The organism is Devosia sp. (assembly GCF_017307565.1).
GTDB lineage: Bacteria > Pseudomonadota > Alphaproteobacteria > Rhizobiales > Devosiaceae > Devosia.
In genome coordinates this window covers 1-3865 of sequence record NZ_JAFKHD010000100.1, presented here as the reverse complement: position 1 = coordinate 3865, position 3865 = coordinate 1, and the positions used below count along the sequence as shown (strand labels likewise).

6 protein-coding genes are annotated in these 3865 nt (G+C 60.8%); 4 read left to right on the top strand and 2 right to left on the bottom strand.

All coding sequences use genetic code 11. From position 1 onward, the window contains the following. Positions 1–224: 224 nt before the first annotated feature. Positions 225–641 carry an RNA polymerase-binding protein DksA gene (gene dksA, locus J0I64_RS03085; protein ID WP_291406157.1) on the bottom strand — a complete coding sequence of 139 codons (417 nt, stop codon included), beginning with the start codon at positions 639–641 and terminating at the stop codon, positions 225–227. Positions 642–815: 174 nt separating this feature from the next. After that, complete coding sequence (locus J0I64_RS03080) at positions 816–1235, bottom strand: flagellar assembly protein FliX (protein WP_291406156.1); 420 nt, start codon at positions 1233–1235, stop codon at positions 816–818. Positions 1236–1481: 246 nt separating this feature from the next. Here J0I64_RS03080 and J0I64_RS03075 point away from each other — a divergent pair, with 246 nt between their 5' ends. The 4 genes from J0I64_RS03075 to J0I64_RS03060 form a co-directional block, all read left to right on the top strand. Then, positions 1482–2606 carry a flagellar basal body P-ring protein FlgI gene (locus J0I64_RS03075; protein WP_291406155.1) on the top strand — a complete coding sequence of 375 codons (1125 nt, stop codon included), beginning with the start codon at positions 1482–1484 and terminating at the stop codon, positions 2604–2606. Further along, the gene (locus tag J0I64_RS03070; protein WP_291406154.1) at positions 2606–2926 is read left to right on the top strand and encodes a rod-binding protein; all 321 of its coding nucleotides are present in this window, start codon (positions 2606–2608) and stop codon (positions 2924–2926) included. The genes J0I64_RS03075 and J0I64_RS03070 overlap by 1 nt, the downstream gene beginning before the upstream one ends. After that, entirely contained in the window at positions 2926–3396 is a 471-nt protein-coding gene (locus tag J0I64_RS03065) for a hypothetical protein (RefSeq protein ID WP_291406153.1), read from the top strand. Before J0I64_RS03070 ends, J0I64_RS03065 begins: the two co-directional genes overlap by 1 nt. Positions 3397–3647: 251 nt before the next feature. Continuing rightward, positions 3648–3865, top strand: a 218-nt coding sequence (locus J0I64_RS03060) for a hypothetical protein (protein ID WP_291406152.1), incomplete at its 3' end; no start/stop codon positions are given.

The window sequence follows — 3865 nt, the reverse complement described above, 5'->3', positions numbered from 1 at the left end:
CCGCCGCAGTCTCTGTCGTCATTGCCGGGCTTGTCCCGGCAATCCATCTCGAGGCCGGTCGCTGGGGACAGCATGGACCACCGGGACAAGCCCGGTGGTGACGAGCACCAATAAATGGCAGAGCTAAAACCAGCCAAGCCCGACCCAGCAGCGCCTGTGCCCCCAGGGCAAAAACCTCAGCCGTAGCCGCGAACAAAAAAGCCCGCTTTGCAGCGGGCTTGAAATCATTCGTCGCGGTAGACCTTTTCGCGGCGCTCGTGCAGCTCCTGGGCTTCGAGGCTGAGCGTGGCGGTCGGGCGGGCATCGAGCCGGGCGACACCAATGGGATCGCCGGTTTCTTCGCAATATCCGTAGGTGCCATCGTCGATGCGCTTCAGCGCCGCGTCGATCTTGCCGATCAACTTGCGCTGGCGATCACGCGTTCTCAGTTCCAGTGCCCTGTCGCTTTCCGAGCTCGCCCGGTCGGCCATATCAGGGTGGTTCTGGCTTTCTTCCTGAAGGTTTTCGAGCGTGCCCCGGCTCTCTCGAAGGATGTCGTCCTTCCAGGACAGCAGCTTGTTTCGGAAATATTCCCGCTGCCGCGGGTTCATGAACGGCTCGTCTTCACTCGGCCGGTATTCCATAAGATCAACCGAAGACATTAGCAGACTCAACTCCAATGCGCCCCTGGGCGGCCTATATAGGCCGCAGGTCAAGCCCAATCAAGCAAACTTCTTAAAAGAGCTTAACTATGAAAAGCCTCGTTGCATCAGGTGCATAGGCCAGAATCGGCAACATTTCGATGAAGGTTGGGCCCCGTTCAGTCCACAATTGGATCAGAAATCGGGGTAGAGGCCCTGCTTGGCTAGCTCCACGCGGACGCGCAATTCGATGTCATCGAGCACTGCGTCGAGCCCTGGCTCGGTCCGGTCGCGATAGACGCTAAGTTCTTGTACGAGCGCATCAAGACGCTCTGCCGTAATGATCCCGACAAGCAGGTCGGCCTTGATGCCGTCGAGGATGTCGAGCAGGTTCGTGCCACGTTTCACTGCCTTGCGCTTGCCCCCCATGGCGTCGCCAACCGACTGGATTGCCAGGATTGCATCGAGCGCCGCCACCTGAGCAACAGGAGCGGCCCGCGCCACGCGCGCGGGGGCGGAAACGTCGGCCATGGTAAAGGCCTGACCTGGCGCATATTTCCCTACGGACCCACGCGACGTTACACTGCTCATCCGATTGGCGGATTCGATACGCACGGACTGACTCACCCCCGAGATTCCTGTCACAGGCAAAATCTGCCCTACATGGTTAATGCCGACTTAATGACCCCGGCAAGATTTGCACACCAGCGTCAAATCCCCAGCCCCACCCAAGACCCGTCGCTTACATTTCCCTTTATTTACAACGATTTAGACTGATTTTTGCGATTTGGCACGCTTCTCGCATTACCGGTAGCGACCGCGGCGCCATGGGGATGGTGCAGCTACGTACCGGGGATAGACATGCCAAACAAATTCCTCCGCATTGGCCTTGCCGCAGCGCTCAGCGCCGCGCTTGTCCTTGCGCCTGTGGCGCAGGCAACCGCCGCTCCCGCCCGCATCAAGGACATCGTCGATGTCGAAGGCGTCCGCCAGAATCAGCTCGTGGGCTATGGCCTCGTTGTCGGCCTCGACGGCACGGGCGACAGCCTCAACAATTCGCCTTTTACCAAGCAGTCGCTGCAATCCATGCTCGAACGGCTTGGCGTCAATACGCAGGGCGAAAACGTCCGCACGGCAAATGTTGCCGCCGTGATGGTGACCGCAAGCCTGCCGGCTTTCGCCACGCAGGGCTCGCGCATGGACGTTTCCGTTGCCTCGCTCGGCAATGCCAAGAGCCTTCAGGGCGGCACCCTGCTGGTAACCCCGCTGCTCGGCGCCGATGGTGAAGTCTATGCCATCGCCCAGGGCCCGGTCGCCATCAACGGCTTCAAGGCCCAGGGCGACGCAGCCAGCATCGTTTCCGGCGTGCCAACCACCGGCCGCATTTCCTCGGGCGCCCTGATCGAGCGCGAAATCGGCTTCGAGCTCGGTTCGCAGCACTCCCTGCGGCTGACTCTGCGCAATGCCGACCTGACGACCGCTCGCCGCATCGCCATGGCCGTCAACGACTTCATCGGCGCCCCGACCGCCGTTCCGGAAGATCCGGCAACCATCCGCCTGACCCTGCCCCCGAATTTCAACGGCAATATCGTCGACCTGCTGACCGATATCGAGCAGCTCATCATCCAGACCGATCAGTCGGCAAAAATCGTCATCGACGAAAACAGCGGCATCATCGTCATGGGCAAGGATGTGCGTGTGTCGAGCGTGGCGGTGGCGCAGTCCAACCTCACCGTGAGCATTGCCGAAAACCCGACCGTCGTGCAGCCGGCCCCGTTCAGCCAGGGCCAGACCGCGGTCGAGCCCAATACCAACCTCAACGTCACCCAGACCGACACCGCACTGCAGGTGATCAATGAATCGGTAACGCTTCAGGAACTGGTCGACGGCCTCAACGCCCTGGGCCTCTCGCCCCGCGACCTTATCGCCATCCTCCAGGCCATCAAGGCGACTGGCGCCCTGCAAGCCGAAATCGAGGTGCTGTGATGGAAACCAACGTCGTCAACGGCATCAAGACCAGCCTCAACAACCACCAGGTCCAAAAGCTTCGCGCCCAGGCGCAGGACCTGGAGGGTGTGTTCCTCAACCTCCTCACCAAGGAAATGTTCGCCACGGCCAAGTCCGAGAACGGTTTTGGCGGCGGCTTTGGTGAAGACACCTGGCGCTCAATGCAGGCCGAACAGCTCGCCAACACCATGGCGCAGAATGGCGGCCTCGGCATCGCCGATCAGATTTTGGGCGACATGATTGCCCTGCAAGAAGCCAATCAAAGCACCACTATGCGTTCATCAGGAGTGTACCGTTAATGTCTGCAGCAGCCGATCGTATTGCGTCCCTCGACAACCTGCCGGCCGAAGAGCTTTGCATCCAGGCGGAAACCGCGCTGCAGGCGCTGGTGACCATCATGAACGAAGAGACCACCCTGCTCCGCGCCGGTCGTTTTCGTGATGCCGGGGGGCTGACCGCCCAGAAGACCCAGCTCGCGCAGGACTATGTCGTGTTCGCCCGTTCAGTGCAGCGTCAGACCGAACGCCTTTCCACCGAAGCGCCGACCTCGCTCGACCGCCTGCACAAGAACCATGACAGCCTCGCCACCCAGATGGCTGAAAACCTGCGTGTCATCGCGACGGCCAAGACACTGGCCGAAGATCTGATCGTCGATGTTGCCGATACCGTCGGACAGAAGGATCGCACCCGCACCTATGATCGCACCGGCGAAGTGAAAATGCCCCGCACCGCTTCGGCTCGCGGCATCACGCTCAACCGCGCCCTTTAAGGCGCCGGAACAGCCGCTGCGCTCCGCCCGATCCAAAGTAGGGCGAGCTCTCCAGAAGGGGCGCCAGCATCGCTACCGGCCAAAGGTCTCCGCAGAAGCGGAGGCCTTTTTTTTCATTTGGGCAACGCCATGGTTACCAAAAGCCTCCACGATCATGAAGGCTGTCTTAAAATCGCGCCGTTTGGAAAAACGGAGACATAGGAAAGGGTTCATAGCCTGGTCTCGGCCAATTGTGGCTCCAGGACAGGACAATGAGCGCCAGAATCGCGCCGAGGGTCGACACTATTGGTGTCGCCTTCTCGCCGCACCTCCCCAGGTTTACCCGCCAAGAGCGGCGCAAGAACCAGAATGGCTCGGACAAGAGCCAGCAGAACGAGACCGAACCGCAGGCCGCCGTATCGGCGGGCCTTGGCGGCGTAGCAGACGGCAGTCTGCCGCCGGAAACGATTTTCGAGGCCGCCTTGCTAGG

Bases quoted from the DNA above. Each gene is read 5' to 3' on its own strand.
- J0I64_RS03065 (WP_291406153.1), top strand. From the start codon at position 2,926: ATGTCTGCAGCAGCCGATCGTATTGCGTCCCTCGACAACCTGCCGGCC.
- J0I64_RS03075 (WP_291406155.1), top strand. From the start codon at position 1,482: ATGCCAAACAAATTCCTCCGCATTGGCCTTGCCGCAGCGCTCAGCGCC.
- J0I64_RS03070 (WP_291406154.1), top strand. From the start codon at position 2,606: ATGGAAACCAACGTCGTCAACGGCATCAAGACCAGCCTCAACAACCAC.
- dksA (WP_291406157.1), bottom strand. From the start codon at position 641: ATGTCTTCGGTTGATCTTATGGAATACCGGCCGAGTGAAGACGAGCCG.